Genomic DNA, 17712 nt, shown 5'->3' on the forward strand with positions numbered 1-17712 from the left:
TTCTAAATTTACTCTAAACTCAACGTTATTTGTCCGTCGTCGTCTGATTCAATATTAAAATCTTCTGTTTCATAATTAGACTCTTCAGAAACCATAGCTTCTGGTTCGTCTAGAATTTCTTCATAAGGTAATGATTCTAATATATTTATCTGTTTTATTTTATCTGTAGTCAACTGGTTTCCAAGTGCTTTAATTCCTTTAACAGCAATAAACTCGTCTAAATTCACAATCTGATTGTCTTTTTGTACACCTTTTACTTTAGCGTAAACTATCTCGGCAATTGGCAACCAATCTGTTGAAATTATTTCTAATTGCGATTTTTCGTGTTCGGTGATAAAATTTTCTTCCTTATTTTCATTTTCAATTAAGAAACGTTTGATAAAATAACGGTCTTTTTCACCATCGTAATAAATAGCAGAAATTGGTTTTTTTGGATTCCATTTTTCCATCACAATCATATCTTCATCAAAATGAGTGGTCAATTCTGGAATAATGGTTTTAATTTTTCCCGATTGATTAGCAATAAGCAATCTATCATTAGGCTTAAATTCGCCCAACAATTCACCTCTTCCATCAACGTTCAAACGGTGTACCGTATCATCAAACCATATTTTTCTTGGACGAAGTGTTGAAATTCCTTTTTCTTTTAATTCTATTTTCTTGATAGGATATTTTGTAACCGTATTTCCTTTACTTGCTCGGCCTTTGATTGCGATATTTGAAAAATCTTGATCCCATTTCAGTTTCTTAATACTTCCCACTTGGCGTAATAAAATCGTAACTACCTCAGCTTCTCCATTTGGATTGGCAGAGAAATACAAAACTTGCGAACCTGGTTTTTCTTGTGTTAAATCGTAAAATTTATCACGTGTTACTCCAGAGACATTAAATCGTTTAATAAATGTAGAACCATTTTTACCATCACGATAAATCATATTATAAATGGTACGTTTGTCGTTTTTATCGAAAACCGCAATATGAATAATGTCTTTGCCTACGAACTTTTTATCGTCCACTTTGGCAATCATTATTCTTCCATCTCTCAGGAACACAATTACATCATCAATATCGGAACAATCGGCAACATATTCGTCTTTCTTTAAACCTGTTCCAAAGAAACCTTCTTCTTTGTTTACGTATAATTTCGTGTTACGCAACACCACTTTCGTAGCTTCAATCGTATCGAAACTTCTTAATTCCGTTTGACGCTCTCTTCCTTTTCCGTATTTTTCTTTTAGTTTGGCGAAATAATCAATAGCAAAATCAATTAGATTGTCTAAATGATGTTGTACTTCTTTCATTTCGTCTTCTAATTTTGCAATAAAATCATCCGCTTTATCCGAGTCGAAACGCGTGATACGAATCATTGGAATTTGCGTTAATTTCTGTAAATCTTCATCTACAATTTCACGAACAAACGACTTTTTAAATGGTTCAAATTGTTTGTATAAATACTCGTAAAGTGTTTCTCTGTCCGAATACAATTTGAAATCGATATACATTTCTTCACGAATGAAGATTTTTTCTAATGTTGAAAAATGCCATTTTGTTTTTAGTTCTTCTAATTGAATTTCTAATTCTTTCCGAAGTAAAACAACCGTTCTTTCTGTCGAAATTTTCAGCATATGAGACACACCAACAAAAAGTGGTTTATTATCTTCAATTACACAACCTAAAGGCGCTACAGAAGTTTCACAAGCCGTAAAAGCATACAAAGCATCAATAGATTTATCTGGCGAAACGCCTGGGAAAAGATGAATTAATATTTCTACCTCAGCAGCCGTATTATCTTCAATCTTTTTAATTTTTATTTTTCCTTTTTCATTGGCTTTCAAAATACTATCAATCAAGGTTGACGTATTGGTTGAAAATGGAATTTGAGTAATCACTAACGTTTGCTTGTCTAATTGCGAAATTTTAGCACGAACTCGAACTCTACCACCTCGCATTCCGTCATTATAATTTGAAACGTCTGCGATTCCTGCTGTTTGGAAATCGGGATAAATGGTAAATGGTTTTCCTTTTAAAATATTTATCGAAGCGTCAATTAATTCATTAAAATTGTGAGGTAACACTTTTGTTGATAAACCAACCGCAATTCCTTCGGCTCCAGAGGCTAATAATAATGGGAATTTAACGGGTAAATTGTTTGGTTCTGCTCTACGACCATCGTAAGAAACACCCCAATCTGTAATTTTTGGAGAATACAATACTTCTAAAGCAAATTTTGACAAACGCGCTTCAATGTAACGAGAAGCTGCCGCACTATCGCCTGTTAAAATATTTCCCCAGTTTCCTTGACAATCGATTAGCAATTCACGTTGCCCGATTTGCACCATAGCATCACCAATACTCGCATCTCCGTGAGGATGATACTGCATCGTATGTCCAACTACATTTGCCACTTTGTTATAACGACCATCATCCAACTCTTTAAGCGAGTGCATAATACGACGCTGTACGGGTTTGAAACCATCTTCAATAGCAGGAACAGCACGCTCTAAAATTACATACGAAGCATAGTCTAAAAACCAATCTTTGTACATTCCTGTTACTTTGGTAATGGTGTCTTCCGGATTTTCGTCGTTTTCGTAAAAATGTTGTCCTTCGAAGTGTTTGGCGTCTACTTCAATAATTTCTTCAGAAAGTTCTTCTTCTTGATTGTCGTCAATAGAATTTTCTTCTGAATTGTGTTCAGTATTTTCCTCTTCTGGGTTAATGTTTTCTTCTTCGTCTTTCATTTATGCTGAATTTATTTCAGTATTTTAATTCTCTAATTTATCCAAAATTGAACTTCCTTCACCTGAATTTTTCAATTTCATTTTTATAAATACTTGCTTTAGCTCTTCACCTTTTTGCACACAAAATGGTGGTAAAAAATCCAAATTTTTAGAATTTTGATGACCGCCACATTCTAAACAAACTTCATAATAAGCTATAACTTTACCATTTTTATAAAATTGAAATTTATGTCTTGGATCATAACAAGCAGCTATATCACAAGTATCTTCATTGTTTTTTAAAATTTTTAAAATAGAATTAAAATCTTCTTTTTTTAAAATTACATCATCAATAATTTTATCATCTGGAATTATGATTTCTTTTTTGCTATTGTAATCAAATTTTTCGTTTGGATTCCAACCCGTTCTAGTTGTGTAAGAAATCAATCTAACTTTATCAATTGACTCAAAGAAATCATTTTCTTTTTTACAAGAAAATAAACCTAAAAACAAAATAACTATAAAAAATCTCATCATCATCCTTTTAGTATTTTTATTAAATCCTCTTTACTTGGTAAAATTGTTTTGTATTTACTTGCAAAAATTTGTTCGTTGTTTTCGGGCAATGTATATTCAACCACAAAATCACTTTTATTTTGACAAAGTACTAATCCGATGGTTTTATTTTCGCCTTCCAATCGCATTTCTCTGTCATAATAATTTACATACATTTGCATTTGTCCTAAATCTTGATGTTTTAATTCGCCAATTTTTAAATCAATTAAAACAAAACTTCGTAAAACCCTGTTGTAAAAAACCAAATCAATATAGAAATGTTTGTCATCGAAAGAAATTCGTTGTTGTCTTGCGACAAATGCAAAACCGTGACCTAATTCTAACAAAAAATGTTCTAATTTGTTAATTATTTCTTGTTCTAATTGAGATTCTGAATAGTGATGCAATTCGGGTAAACCTAAAAATTCTAAAATGTACGGATCTTTAATAAGGTCTTTTGGTTTTTCAATAATTTGTCCTTCTTCAGACAATTTTAAAACACCTTCTTTGTCTCTGCTTAATGCCAATCTGGTGTATAATGCCGAATCATATTGTCTTTTTAATTCTCGAACACTCCAATTGTATTTTTTAGATTCAATTTCGTAGAAGCTTCGTTCTTTTTCATCGTCAATTCGCATTAAAAAAGTGTAATGTGACCAAGTTAACTTGAAAAATGAAATTAATGTAGCAGAATCCATACTTTTAAATTCTATAGATAATGTCTGTGTTTTTTCATTTTGCAATTCCGTAATCAGTGATTGCGATTTTTTATCTTCAGAAATCCGCAACAGTGTCTCGGAATTTTGTATGTTCAATATCCGCAACAATGTCTCGGATTTTGAATAAACCAAATAAAACTTCCTTATTCTTTCTAAAATATCTATAGAAAATCCCTTACCAAACTCACTTGTCAACTGTTCTGAAAGTCCTTTTAAAACTTGTTTTCCATATTCTGCTCTATCATTTCCGTTTTGTTCTTCCTCAACAATCATTCTACCTATTTCAAAATAAGTAAAAGTCATGGTTGAATTTACGGTACGTAAAACTTGTTGTCGGGCATTTTGCAATAACTCGGCAACTTGAAGAAAAAGTAGTTTGTTTTGGACTTGTTTTGTCATTATTATTTAAAACGCATATTTTTCTTTACATAAATGTGATTTCTTAACCATTTCGTTTCCGTTTTTATCAACTTTAGTCGAAATAATTGTTTCACATTCTAAATGGTCATTATTAACTTTTATAAAATAATGAATCGTACAAAATAATGTGCCAACTAAAAGTGAAATTATATAAAATTTGATATTTTTCATATTTGATATTTTTCAAATTACTCTTCCACCACATCCAATTCTACCTTCAAGTTGTTTATTATAAACTCTTGACGGTCGGGTGTGTTTTTACCCATATAGAATTCTAATAATTTCTCAATAGACGTAGCTTTATCCAACATTACAGGATCAAGACGAATGGTTTCACCAATGAAATTTTTAAACTCATCGGGCGAAATTTCTCCTAATCCTTTAAATCGGGTAATTTCTGGTTTTGGTTTTAGTTTTTCCATCGCCGCTTTTCGTTCTTCTTCCGAATAGCAATAAATAGTTTCTCTTTTATTTCGAATTCTGAATAATGGTGTTTGTAAAATATACAAATGTCCTTCTTTTATCATTTCAGGAAAAAACTGCAAAAAGAATGTAATCAACAACAAACGAATGTGCATACCATCGACATCGGCATCGGTAGCAATTACGATATTATTGTATCGTAAATCTTCCATACTTTCTTCAATATTTAAGGCTGCTTGCAATAAATTGAATTCCTCATTTTCGTACACAATTTTCTTACTCATTCCGAACGAGTTTAATGGCTTACCACGTAAACTAAATACGGCTTGTGTATTGACATCACGACTTTTAGTAATCGAACCAGAAGCCGAATCACCCTCGGTAATAAAAAGCGTGCTTTCTAAACTTCTTGGGTTTTTAGAATCTGTTAAATGTACTCTACAATCGCGTAATTTTTTGTTGTGTAAGTTGGCTTTCTTTGCTCTGTCTTTCGCTAATTTTCGAATACCTGATAATTCTTTACGCTCGCGCTCGGCTTGAAGAATTTTGCGAAGTAAAGCATCGGCAACTTCTGGATTTTTATGTAAAAAGTTATCTAACTTCGTTTTCATAAAATCGTTAACAAACGTACGAACTGATGGGGCATTTGGACCCATATCAGTTGAACCCAATTTGGTTTTCGTCTGACTTTCAAAAACAGGTTCTTCTACACGAACCACAATTGCTGAAACAATAGATTTACGAATATCTGACGCTTCAAAAGGTTTGTTATAAAACTCTTTTATGGTTTTTACTAATGCTTCTCTGAATGCACCTAAATGCGTTCCACCTTGCGTGGTGTTTTGTCCGTTTACAAAAGAATAATATTCTTCTGAATATTGGGTTTTACTGTGCGTGATGGCGACTTCAATATCATCACCTAAAAGGTGAATAATTGGATACACCATATCTTCTTCTGCAATGGTTTCTTCTAATAAATCTTTTAAACCATTGTCTGAAAAATATTTCTCGCCGTTATAATATATTGTTAAACCTGTATTTAGGTAACAATAATTTTTTAGCATTTTAATAATGTACTCGTTACGATACTTGTAATTTTTAAAAATAGCTTCATCAGCAACGAAAGACACTTTTGTACCTTTTCGTTTGGTAGATTCTATAACATCTTCTTCAAGCGTTAAATTTCCTGCAGAAAATTCGGCCGCTTTTTGCTGATTATCACGAACTGATTCTACTCGGAAGTAATTTGACAACGCATTAACTGCTTTTGTTCCTACTCCATTAAGTCCTACTGATTTTTTAAACGCTTTAGAATCGTATTTACCACCGGTGTTCATTTTAGAAACAACATCCACCACTTTTCCTAAAGGAATACCACGACCGTAATCGCGCACCGTCATCATTTTATCTTTTAAGGTAACTTCAATTATTTTTCCAGCGCCCATTACAAATTCGTCGATACAATTGTCGAGCACTTCTTTTAACAAAATATAAATACCATCATCTGGTGATGAACCATCGCCTAACTTACCAATATACATACCAGGACGCATACGAATATGCTCTTTCCAGTCGAGTGAACGTATATTATCTTCGTTATATTGATCTTGTTGCTCTTGCATAAATCGGAATTTGTATTTTTTGCAAGATAAAGGATTTCATTAAAAAATAAAAATGGTTTTTAAAGAAGTTATTAAGAAGTTTTCAGTTTTAGAATATAGAGAATAGAATACAGAATGTAGACATAAAACTGCAATTAAATTTGATTTCTTAAATACAAGCCAATAAAAAACCGTTACATTTCTGCAACGGTTTTTTCTATATTCTATTCTCTATATTCTTTATTCTATAAACTATAATTACACATTAAAACGGAAATGCATCACATCACCATCTTTTACAATGTATTCTTTTCCTTCAACTCTTAATTTTCCAGCTTCTTTACATTTTGCTTCTGTTCCTAAATTTGAATAATCTTCAAAAGCAATTACTTCTGCACGAATAAATCCTTTTTCAAAATCAGAATGAATTACACCTGCTGCTTGTGGTGCCGTATCGCCAACTTGGATTGTCCAAGCTCTAACTTCTTTTACACCCGCTGTAAAGTAGGTTTGTAAATTCAATAATTTATAAGCCGCGCGAATTAAAACCGCCGAACCTGGTTCAGATAATCCCATATCCTCTAAAAAAACCTGACGTTCTTCGTAGCTTTCTAATTCAGTGATATCAGCTTCTGCACCTACAGAAAGTATAATAACTTCTGCATCTTCATCTTTTACTAATTCTCTAACTAAATCAACATATTTGTTTCCAATTACTGCCGATGCTTCGTCAACGTTACAAACATATAAAACAGGTTTAGCTGTAATTAACTGAAAGGCATCAAATAAAGCGGCTTCTTCAATTCCATTTGGTTCAACCGTTCTTGCGGATTTTCCTTGCAATAAAGATTCTCTAATTCTATCTAAAATTCCTTTTTCTATTTTAGCCTCAGCATTACCGGTTTTAGCTCCTTTATTTGCTTTTTCTAAACGTTTTTCAACCGTTTCTAAATCTTTTAATTGCAATTCGATGTCAATGGTTTCTTTATCACGGATTGGGTTTACATTTCCATCTACGTGAACAATATTATCGTTATCAAAACAACGTAAAACGTGAATAATCGCATTACATTCTCTAATATTTCCTAAAAACTGATTTCCTAATCCTTCCCCTTTACTTGCACCTTTAACTAAACCTGCAATATCTACAATATCAACAGTTGCCATTTGTACACGTTCTGGTTTTACTAATTCCTCTAAACGATTAATTCTTGGATCAGGTACGTTAACTACACCTATATTTGGTTCAATAGTACAAAACGGAAAGTTAGCACTTTGCGCTTTTGCATTAGATAAACAATTAAATAATGTTGATTTTCCTACGTTTGGTAAGCCTACAATTCCTGCTTTCATTATTTTTTTTATTTTAAAAAGTCTACAAATATAAAATTAAATATTTAAAGAATTTTAACCCCAATTATTTTAAATTAAATATTGACAATATAAATAAGAAAAATAATACATATATTTGCTTAACTAACAAAAAACCTAACTAATATGAAAAAATTAACATTATTTTTGTTTTTAATTCAGTGCGCTTCTTCTTTAGCTCAAGAAGTACCTGTAAAAAAGACATCAGATTCTACTAAAGTAAACGAAATACAAGAAGTTCAAATTGTAGGATCAAGAAACGTAAAGCGTACAGTAGTAAATTCTGCCGTTGCTATTGATGTTATTGATATTAAAAGTATTACAACTCAAAGTGGTAAAATTGAAATTAATGAATTACTTCAATATGCCGCTCCATCTTTTAATGCAAATAAACAATCTGGATCTGATGGTGCAGACCACGTTGATCCAGCATCTTTAAGAGGAATGGGACCTGATCAGACTTTAGTTTTGATTAATGGAAAAAGAAGACACCAATCGTCATTAATTAATTTATTTGGAACTAGAGGTCGAGGAAATACTGGAACAGACTTAAACGCGATTCCAGCATCTTCAATTAAAAGAATAGAAATTTTACGTGATGGCGCAGCTGCTCAATATGGCTCAGACGCTATTGCTGGTGTAATTAATATCGTTTTAAATGACAATATTAACGAATTAACTGGAGCCGTAACTTATGGTGCTTTTAACACCAACGCTAAAGGCGATTTTCCTTTAGGAACTGCAAATACAAAAGGTTTTAGATTAGATGAAAACGGAAATGGAAACACATTTGGAAAAAACAAAAATCTTGACGGAAACTCTTTAAAAGTAGGTTTAAATTATGGTGTTGCTTTAGGTAAAAAAGGCGGTTATGTAAATTTTACAGGAGAATTTTTAAATAAAGAAAAAACACTACGTCCTGGATTTGATTTTAGAAAAGGATTTGGTGAAGCAGCTGTTAGAGGTTTAAATTTTATGGCTAATTTATCTGTTCCAATTTCAACAAAAACAGATTTTTATGCTTTTGCAGGTTCAAATTTTAGAGATACTGACGCCTATGCTTTTACAAGAAATGATGGAGCAAGAGTTGTTGAGTCAATTTATCCTGGAGGATTTACTCCAAGAATTACTTCTGTTATTTTAGATAATTCATTAGCCTTTGGAATTAAAACTAAGTTTAATAACGGATGGAAAATGGATATTAGTAATTCATTGGGTAATAACTCTTTTCATTATAATATTAAAGGAACATTAAATGCGTCTTTAGGAGCTGCATCGCCTACAGAATTTGATGCTGGTGGACATAAATTATTGCAAAATACTACAAATTTAGATTTCACAAAAAACTATTCAACCGTTTTAGAAGGTTTTAATTTAGCACTTGGTTCAGAATTTAGACTGGAGAAATTCAGTATTTTTGCTGGAGAAATAGGTTCCTATGCAACTTATGACATATTTGGAAATGTAGTGACAGACCCAACAACACAAACTATTCCTACCGATCCAAATTCTGGAGATCCACGACCAGGAGGTTCTCAAGGTTTCCCAGGTTACAGTCCTACTAATGAAGTTAATGAAACTCGTACAAACTTTTCACTTTATGCAGATACAGAATTAGATGTTACTAAATCATTTATGGTTAGTACAGCAGTTCGTTTTGAAAACTATAGCGATTTTGGAAGTACCTTAAACGGAAAATTAGCTTCAAGACTAAAACTAACAAATCAAATAAATTTAAGAGGTTCTATAAGTACCGGATTTAGAGCTCCATCTTTAGCTCAAATTTACTACAATACAAGTTTTACTAACTTTAGTAGTTCTGGTGCAACAGAAGTTTTATTGTCTGGAAATGAAAGTCCTGTTACAAAAGCATTTGGAATTGGAAAATTAAATGAAGAAAAAGCAGTTAATGCCTCTTTAGGTCTAACAGGAAGTTTTGGAAACTTTACGGCTACAGTTGATGGTTATTTAATTAATGTGAAAGATAGAATTGTATTAACAGGATATTTTGATGCATCTTCATTAGGATTAAATGTTGATGCAGCACAATTTTTTACAAATGGTGTTGACACAAAAACTAAAGGAATTGATGTTGTTTTAGCTTGGAAGAAAAACACAAACGGAAATAGATTTGGAGCAGCGTTAATTGGAAATATTAACGATATGGAAATCACTAATGTAAAAAACAATGGTTTAGATGAACAAACTTTTTTTGGTGAAAGAGACAAAGCTTTCTTATTAGCATCTGCTCCAGCCAACAAATTTGGATTAAACTTAAATTATGGACGCAGCTGGTTTGACGGTGGTTTAGCATTTACTAGATTCAGTGAAGTAAAATTATTAGATTATCAAGTATATGAAGATGTTGCAGATTATGGCGGTTCTTTTGACAACCAAATTAATGCAGCAACTGATACTTATGGTGTAAAAATTGTTACCGATTTAACTTTAGGATTTAAATTAAACAAATCATTTAAACTTACTGTAGGTGCAAATAATTTATTAAACATTTATCCTGATCAACAAGATGATTGGGTTGAGGCTGGTGGATACTGGGATTCCGTACAAATGGGATTTGGTGGAGCTTATTACTACACCAGACTTGGTTTCAAATTCTAAAAACAAAAAAAATCCTGAAATTAAATTTCAGGATTTTTTTTTATTCATTATGCAAAAACGCTTGTCTGTTTAAAAGCGTTTCTTCACTTTCTACGTGATTATCATCTGGCACACAACAATCAACAGGACAAACAGCCGCACATTGAGGTTCGTCGTGGAATCCTTTACATTCGGTACATTTTCCTGGAACGATGTAATATAAATCATCTGAAACTGGCGTTTGAGCCGCATCTGCATCGATTTCTGTTCCGTCTGGTAAAATTATTTTTCCTGAAAGTTTGGTACCGTCTTTCCAACGCCAATCATCCGCACCTTCATATATTGCAGTATTTGGACATTCTGGTTCACAAGCCCCACAATTAATACATTCGTCTGTTATTATAATTGCCATTTTATTTTGTCTTAATGTTGAAAAGTCATAATGTCAAGTGCCGCAAATCTTTTTACTTTAAGACGTTAGACTTTCGACATATTATATTAATTTTGTGCAAAAATACAACGTAAACTAAATATAAACAAGTTACATATGTTACAAATTGAAATAAAAAATAATTTTGTTGAATTAGGAAAATTTTTAAATCAGTTTTCATTAAACAATAATCAACAAAATGAGCACTTGAAACATAATGACGTTTTTTATAATTCATTTGTAGATTTAATTGCGTTATCCCAATCTCACAATAATTGGTTTACACCTGACAATGTTCATTTTAGCATTTCAAGTTGGGCAGAAGCTTTAACTGAAAACAACATAAATCAATGGCTTTCTGCATATACTTTTATTGATAAAGCACCTAAAAATGTGGGTTTAATATTAGCAGGAAATATTCCATTAGTAGGTTTTCACGATTTTTTAACGGTTTTAATTTCTGGAAATAATGTCTTAGTTAAAACGTCAAGTAAAGACGATTATTTAATTAAATTTTTAGCCAAATATTTAATTTCGTTGGATAATCGATTTAATGAAAAAATAACGTTTGTTGAAGATAAATTAGAAAATTACGATGCCGTTATTGCCACTGGTAGCAACAATACAGCAAGATATTTTGAATATTACTTTAAAGATAAACCTTCGATTATTAGAAAAAGTAGAAATTCCATTGCAGTTTTAACCGGAGAGGAAACGCCAGAAGAGATGACGTTATTAAGCGAAGATGTATTTAGATATTTCGGGTTAGGCTGCCGAAATGTTTCTAAAATTTTTGTTCCGAAAAATTATAATTTCGATGCGTTTTTTAATGGAATGTATGCTCAAAAAGATGTAATTTATTATGAAAAATATGCCAATAATTACGACTATAACAAAGCGGTTTTTTTAATGAGTAATTTTCAATTATTAGATAATGAATTTTTAACCATTAAAGAAGATATCAGTCACGCCTCGCCTATTTCTTCTGTGTTTTATGAATTTTATGAAGATGTAAATGAAGTAAAAATTCGTTTAAAACAAGATGCAGAAATGATTCAATGTGTTGTTGCAAATGGAAGTATTGAAAATTCAGTCTATTTTGGAAATACTCAAAAACCAAATTTATGGGATTATGCCGATAATGTAGATACAATGCGGTTTCTAATTAATTTATAAAATGACAGTTTCTAAAATTAGTACGATAATTAAAACACAAAAAGAAAAAGACGTACACAAACACCAACCCAAATTCAATTTGGAAGCAAAAGTAAACTCCAATCGAAAAGCATCAAAAAAAGAAAAATAATATTTTTCGAAATCGATATTGTTAATAAGTCGATACGATTTCAATTATTTAATTTTGGGCAGTTTTTCTAAAAACCTGAAATTTGCACCAAACTACAACTAACATCATGAAAAAACACAATTATAGTGCAGGTCCTTGTATTTTGCCACAAGAAGTATTTGAAAAATCAGCTCAAGCCATTTTAAATTTTAATAATTCCGATTTATCATTATTAGAAATTTCACACAGAAGTAAAGACTTTGTTGCTGTTATGGATGATGCCCGAGCTTTAGTTTTAGAGCTTTTAGGCTTAGAAAATAAAGGATATCAAGCGTTATTTTTAGCTGGTGGTGCAAGTTTAGAATTCTTAATGGTTCCTTACAACTTAATGAAAGTTGATGGAAAAGCAGCTTATTTAGATACAGGAACTTGGGCAAACAACGCTATAAAAGAAGCCAAACATTTTGGTGAAACTATTGTTGTTGGTTCTTCAAAAGAAGCCAACTATAATTATATCCCAAAAAACATAGAAATTCCTTCAGACGCAAGCTATTTTCACTGTACAAGTAATAATACCATTTTTGGAACACAAATGAAATCATTTCCAAAAACAAATGTGCCTGTAGTTTGCGATATGAGTTCGGATATTTTTTCAAGAACATTAGATTTTTCAAAATTTGATATCATTTATGCTGGAGCACAAAAAAATATGGGACCAGCTGGAACTACATTGGTAGTAATAAAAGAAGAAATCTTAGGAAGAACAGGTCGTTATATACCAAGTATGTTGGATTATGAAAAACATATTAAAGCAGAAAGCATGTACAATACGCCGCCGGTATTTCCTGTTTACGCTTCGTTATTAACTTTACAATGGCTGAAAAATTTAGGTGGAATTACAGCTATTGAAAAAATAAATAATGAAAAAGCAGCCTTATTATATTCAGAAATTGACAGAAATCCATTATTTAAAGGAACAGCTGCTACTGAAGATAGAAGTATTATGAACGCTACATTTGTTTTAACTGACGAAAGTTTAGCAGAAAAGTTTGATGCGATGTGGAAAGAAGCAGGTATATCTGGTTTAACTGGACACCGATCTGTTGGAGGCTATCGTGCTTCTATGTACAATGCATTGCCATTGGAAAGCGTTCAAGTATTGGTAGACGTAATGAAAGAATTAGAAGTTAGTATTGAGTAATCAGTATTTAGTGTTCAGAAAAATAGAATATAAATTATAGTTGAGTTTTACTTTTAAACTCATATACTTTTAAACATATAAACTCAAATATGAAAGTATTAGCAAACGACGGAATTTCAAAAAGTGGTATCACTACATTAGAACAAGCAGGATTTGAAGTCATCACTACAAAAGTAGCACAAGAACAAGTAGCCAATTACATCAACACAAATGATGTACAAGTTATTTTAGTTAGAAGTGCTACAAAAGTAAAACAAGACATTATTGATGCTTGTCCAGGATTAAAAATTATTGGTCGTGGCGGAGTTGGAATGGATAATATAGATGTAGAATATGCACGTTCAAAAGGAATTCATGTTATCAATACGCCAGCATCTTCATCTGAAAGTGTGGCAGAATTGGTTTTTGCACATTTATTTTCTGGCGTTCGTTTTTTGCATGATGCGAATAGAAATATGCCTTTAGAAGGGGATACCAATTTCGATGGATTAAAAAAAGCATATGCTAACGGTTTAGAATTAAGAGGAAAAACTATTGGTATTATTGGATTTGGTAGAATTGGTCAAGCGGTTGCGAAATTAGCCTTAGGTGTTGGAATGAGAGTAATTGCAGTGGATAAATATATTAACGAAGCTGTAATTAGAGTTGATTTTTATAATGGGCAATTTATAAATGTTGATATTATTACAGAACCGTTAGAAGATGTTTTGAAACACTCTGATTTTATTACCCTTCACGTACCTGCACAAGACGGTTATGTTTTAGACAAAGCCGAATTTGAAATAATGAAAAACGAAGTAGGAATTGTAAATTGTGCTCGTGGTGGCGTGATTAATGAAGTCGCTTTACTTGAAGCAATCGAAAACGGAAAAGTATTATTTGCAGGTTTAGATGTATTTGAAAACGAACCCACTCCAGAAATTCAAATATTAATGCAACCAAAAATTTCATTAACACCACATATTGGTGCGGCTACTTTAGAAGCGCAAGACAGAATTGGTACTGAATTAGCGGAACAAATTATTAGTTTATTGAAAAATAAATAATTAAAAAAGCACTTACATTTACCAAAAATAAAAATCAGTCCCAATTTTTCTGGACTTTTTTTTATCTTTATACCGATAAATTTTAAAAAAATGAATAGGTTAAAAAAACGTTGGAATATTTCAAGCAACTGGCAATTAGCAAGCATTTTAATTGTTTTTGCAATTACAGGTTTTAGCTCATTACAAGTAGCAAAACCTTTCCTGACGCTTATTGGAATTCCTGAAACCTTTGAACCACATTGGCTGTATCGTATTTTACGTTTGGTTTTAATTTTTCCTTTTTATCAAGTATTACTTGTTTTTATTGGTTTTCTGTTTGGACAATTTACATTTTTCTGGAACTTTGAAAAGAAAATGTTGAATAAAATGAAATTAGGTTTCATTGCCAATTTTGTAGAAGAAAAAATCCTAAAAAAATAAAAACTTAATAAAAACAAAACCTATTTCTGTCTTACAATTGAAGTAAAAAATTGTAATTTTGCGTTTTGATAAAAATTGTATGCAACACACAGAAAATTCTATTGAAATTATTGGGGCTCGTACTCATAATTTAAAAAATATTGACGTTACCATTCCTCGCGAAAAATTAGTCGTAATTACGGGTTTATCTGGTTCTGGAAAGTCTTCACTTGCATTTGATACTATTTATGCAGAAGGTCAGCGTAGGTATATTGAAACGTTTTCTGCTTATGCGCGTCAGTTTTTAGGTGGCTTAGAACGTCCTGATGTAGATAAAATAGACGGACTTTCACCAGTGATTGCCATTGAGCAAAAAACAACCAATAAAAGTCCACGTTCAACCGTTGGTACTATAACAGAAATATACGATTTTCTCAGATTATTATTTGCGCGTGCCGCTGATGCATACAGTTACAACACGGGCGAAAAAATGGTTTCTTATTCAGATGATCAAATAAAAGCGTTGATTTATCAAGAATTTGACGGAAAAAGAATTAATATTTTAGCACCCGTAATTCGTTCCCGAAAAGGACATTACAGAGAGTTGTTCGAGCAAATTGCCAAACAAGGTTTTTTAAAAGTTCGTGTAAACGGAGTGATAAAAGATTTGGAATACGGCATGAAAGTAGATCGTTACAAAACCCACGATATTGAAATTGTAATTGATAGAGTGGCTGTAAAACAAGACGAAGACACCGATAAAAGATTAACCGAAAGTATCAAAGTAGCCATGCATCATGGAGATGATATTTTAATGGTTATTGAACAAGATGCGCAAGAAGTTCGTTTTTATAGTAGAAGTTTAATGTGTCCTACATCTGGTATTTCGTATCCCAATCCAGAACCTAATAATTTCTCATTCAATTCACCAAAAGGGGCTTGCTCTAACTGTAATGGTTTAGGAGTTGTAAATGAAATTAATTTGCAAAAAATTATTCCTAATCCAAAATTATCTATAAAATCAGGTGGTTTTGCACCATTAGGTGAATATAAAAGCACTTGGATTTTTAAACAATTAGAATTTATTGGTGAAAAATACGGCTTTAAGATTACGGATAACATAGAAACCATTCCTAAGGAAGCTATGGAAATGATTTTATATGGTGGAAATGAAAAATTTTCAGTCGTATCGAAAGTGATGGGCATTACTAAAGATTATAAAATTGACTTTGAAGGCATATCAAATTTCATAAAAAATCAGTTTGAACAATCCGAATCGGCAAGTATTAAACGTTGGGCAAAAGAATTTATGGACGAAAACGAATGTTCGGAATGTCACGGCACACGTTTACGTAAAGAAGTTTTGTACTTTAAAATCAATGGAAAAAGTATTGGCGATTTGGTTCAAATGGATATTGTAGAATTACAACAATGGTTTTCAGATTTACCGAATCATTTATCTGACAAACAACAAACCATCTCACACGAAATTTTAAAAGAAATTACTGCTAGAATCAATTTTTTACTAGATGTTGGTTTAGATTATTTATGCTTGAATAGAAGCTCCAAAACCCTTTCTGGTGGAGAAGCACAACGTATTCGATTGGCAACACAAATTGGTTCGCAATTGGTTGGCGTTTTATATATTTTAGACGAACCCAGTATCGGATTGCACCAACGAGATAACGAAAGATTAATAAAATCATTAGAAAGCTTACGCGATATTGGCAACTCGGTTTTGGTTGTAGAACACGACAAAGATATGATAGTTCGAGCCGATCATGTTATTGATATTGGACCGAAAGCAGGGAAATATGGCGGACAAATTATAAGTCAAGGCACACCAGCTGAATTATTAAAAGAAAATACAATTACTGCGCAATATTTGAATGGTAAAATGAAAATTGAAGTGCCAAAAACACGAAGAAAAGGAAATGGAAAGTTTTTAAAACTAACGGGTGCGACTGGAAATAACCTAAAAAATGTTTCTATAGAAATTCCTTTAGCGCAATTAATTTGTGTTTCTGGCGTTTCTGGAAGTGGAAAATCAACCTTAATTAATGAAACGCTCTACCCTATTTTAAATGCACATTTTTATAACGCTGTTAAAAAACCTCAACCTTATAAAAAAATTGAAGGATTAGAACATTTAGATAAGGTTATTGACATTGACCAAAGTCCGATTGGTAGAACACCGCGAAGCAATCCAGCAACTTATACCGATGTTTTTTCGGAAATAAGAAGTTTATTTACGCTGACATCTGAAGCGCAAATTCGTGGGTATAAACCAGGACGTTTTAGTTTTAATGTAAAAGGCGGAAGATGTGAAACTTGTGAAGGTTCTGGAGTAAGAACTATTGAAATGAGTTTTTTACCCGATGTGTATGTAGAATGCGAAACATGTCAAGGAAAACGATTTAACAGAGAAACTTTAGAAATTCGTTTTAAAGGAAAATCAATTTCAGATATTTTGAATATGACGGTTGATGAAGCCGTAGATTTCTTTGAGATGATTCCAAAAATATATCGAAAAGTAAAAACCATTCAAGATGTTGGTTTGGGATACATCACATTAGGTCAACAAAGTACCACACTTTCTGGTGGTGAAGCACAACGAATTAAATTAGCTGGAGAATTATCTAAAAAAGATACAGGAAATACCTTTTATATTTTAGATGAACCTACTACTGGTTTGCATTTTGAAGACATTCGTATTTTAATGGATGTGATTCATAAATTAGTAGACAAAGGAAATACGGTTTTAATTATTGAACATAATTTAGATGTAATAAAACTAGCAGATTACATTATTGACATTGGCTTAGAAGGCGGGAAAGGTGGCGGAGAAGTATTATGTAAAGGCACACCAGAAGAAATTATGAAAAATAAAAAAAGTTATACGGCACAATTTTTGAAAAAAGAATTATCTTAGATTACATTTTTA

At 31.9% G+C, this 17712-nt stretch carries 14 protein-coding genes; 7 read left to right on the top strand and 7 right to left on the bottom strand.

All coding sequences use genetic code 11. The features are described 5' to 3' along the window. Positions 1–8 precede the first annotated feature (8 nt). The 6 genes from ABWP78_RS02680 to ychF form a co-directional block, all read right to left on the bottom strand. Positions 9–2741: a DNA gyrase/topoisomerase IV subunit A gene (locus ABWP78_RS02680; RefSeq protein WP_353168749.1), complete on the bottom strand. Its 2733-nt coding sequence runs from the start codon at positions 2739–2741 to the stop codon at positions 9–11. 24 nt (positions 2742–2765) lie between these two features. Then, positions 2766–3254 (bottom strand): hypothetical protein, encoded by a 489-nt coding sequence (locus ABWP78_RS02685; RefSeq protein ID WP_353168751.1) that lies wholly within the window; start codon positions 3252–3254, stop codon positions 2766–2768. 2 nt (positions 3255–3256) lie between these two features. Continuing rightward, a complete protein-coding gene (locus tag ABWP78_RS02690) occupies positions 3257–4393 on the bottom strand; it encodes a PDDEXK nuclease domain-containing protein (RefSeq protein ID WP_353168753.1) in 1137 nt (378 codons plus the stop codon). A 6-nt stretch (positions 4394–4399) separates the two neighbouring features. After that, positions 4400–4585, bottom strand: coding sequence for a hypothetical protein (locus ABWP78_RS02695; RefSeq protein WP_353168756.1), 186 nt, complete (start codon positions 4583–4585; stop codon positions 4400–4402). A gap of 17 nt (positions 4586–4602) precedes the next feature. Further along, the gene (locus ABWP78_RS02700) at positions 4603–6459 is read right to left on the bottom strand and encodes a DNA topoisomerase IV subunit B (RefSeq protein WP_353168758.1); all 1857 of its coding nucleotides are present in this window, start codon (positions 6457–6459) and stop codon (positions 4603–4605) included. A gap of 237 nt (positions 6460–6696) precedes the next feature. Continuing rightward, positions 6697–7791, bottom strand: a complete 1095-nt coding sequence (gene ychF, locus ABWP78_RS02705; protein WP_353168761.1) for a redox-regulated ATPase YchF — start codon at positions 7789–7791, stop codon at positions 6697–6699. 144 nt (positions 7792–7935) lie between these two features. On the opposite strand from ychF, the gene ABWP78_RS02710 reads away from it, so the two are divergent. Continuing rightward, positions 7936–10428: a TonB-dependent receptor plug domain-containing protein gene (locus ABWP78_RS02710; RefSeq protein WP_353168763.1), complete on the top strand. Its 2493-nt coding sequence runs from the start codon at positions 7936–7938 to the stop codon at positions 10426–10428. A gap of 40 nt (positions 10429–10468) precedes the next feature. On the opposite strand, the gene ABWP78_RS02715 is transcribed toward ABWP78_RS02710, so the two are convergent. Next, positions 10469–10819 carry a 4Fe-4S binding protein gene (locus ABWP78_RS02715; RefSeq protein WP_353077466.1) on the bottom strand — a complete coding sequence of 117 codons (351 nt, stop codon included), beginning with the start codon at positions 10817–10819 and terminating at the stop codon, positions 10469–10471. 135 nt (positions 10820–10954) lie between these two features. On the opposite strand from ABWP78_RS02715, the gene ABWP78_RS02720 reads away from it, so the two are divergent. The 6 genes from ABWP78_RS02720 to uvrA all read left to right on the top strand — a co-directional run bounded on the left by ABWP78_RS02720 (position 10955) and on the right by uvrA (position 17700). Beyond that, a complete protein-coding gene (locus ABWP78_RS02720; protein WP_353168765.1) occupies positions 10955–12013 on the top strand; it encodes an acyl-CoA reductase in 1059 nt (352 codons plus the stop codon). Between the two features lies 1 nt (position 12014). Continuing rightward, positions 12015–12143, top strand: coding sequence for a hypothetical protein (locus tag ABWP78_RS02725; RefSeq protein WP_353077461.1), 129 nt, complete (start codon positions 12015–12017; stop codon positions 12141–12143). Between the two features lie 106 nt (positions 12144–12249). Next, a complete protein-coding gene (gene serC / locus ABWP78_RS02730; RefSeq protein ID WP_353168768.1) occupies positions 12250–13323 on the top strand; it encodes a 3-phosphoserine/phosphohydroxythreonine transaminase in 1074 nt (357 codons plus the stop codon). Between the two features lie 89 nt (positions 13324–13412). Then, positions 13413–14369, top strand: coding sequence for a D-2-hydroxyacid dehydrogenase (locus tag ABWP78_RS02735; RefSeq protein WP_353168770.1), 957 nt, complete (start codon positions 13413–13415; stop codon positions 14367–14369). A gap of 90 nt (positions 14370–14459) precedes the next feature. Beyond that, positions 14460–14789, top strand: coding sequence for a DUF6787 family protein (locus ABWP78_RS02740; protein ID WP_353168772.1), 330 nt, complete (start codon positions 14460–14462; stop codon positions 14787–14789). A 79-nt stretch (positions 14790–14868) separates the two neighbouring features. Continuing rightward, positions 14869–17700: an excinuclease ABC subunit UvrA gene (gene uvrA / locus ABWP78_RS02745; RefSeq protein ID WP_353168774.1), complete on the top strand. Its 2832-nt coding sequence runs from the start codon at positions 14869–14871 to the stop codon at positions 17698–17700. Positions 17701–17712 lie beyond the last annotated feature (12 nt).

The organism is Flavobacterium sp. (genome assembly GCF_040402955.1).
GTDB lineage: Bacteria > Bacteroidota > Bacteroidia > Flavobacteriales > Flavobacteriaceae > Flavobacterium.